The organism is Intrasporangium calvum (genome assembly GCF_028446585.1).
In the GTDB taxonomy this organism is placed as follows: domain Bacteria; phylum Actinomycetota; class Actinomycetes; order Actinomycetales; family Dermatophilaceae; genus Intrasporangium; species Intrasporangium calvum_A.
The window spans coordinates 1-294 of sequence record NZ_JAPFQL010000162.1 but is presented as its reverse complement, the minus strand read 5'-3'; the positions used below and the strand labels follow the sequence as shown (position 1 = coordinate 294).

1 protein-coding gene is annotated in these 294 nt (G+C 70.7%); it reads left to right on the top strand.

Annotated features, from left to right (window positions below):
* Window positions 1-44: 44 nt before the first annotated feature.
* Window positions 45-294, top strand: a 250-nt coding sequence (locus OO014_RS19280) for a hypothetical protein (RefSeq protein ID WP_272463948.1), incomplete at its 3' end; no start/stop codon positions are given.

The following is a 294-nucleotide window of genomic DNA, read 5'->3' as shown; positions in this document are numbered from 1 at the left end:
GGTGGGGCGGCTTGGGCAGGGTGGTGCGAGGCGGAGGTGAGCTGGTGTTCGGCCTGGCGATGTTGGCCTACGTCGTGGCCGTTCTGCAGCTGCCGGGCTGGCTCGGTTGGGCCCTGTTCGGGCTGTTCGCGACCGCCGGGGTGGCCTTCTCGGTGTGGTTGCACGTCGACCGCGGACGAGACTCGCCTGCGGAGCCGGATCCGCTGGGGCGGTTGGAGGTGCCGGTGGCCCGCCTGACGACTCTGATGATGGCTGTCCTCGCGGCGGCGTTGGCGACAACGGCCTTGGTGTTGC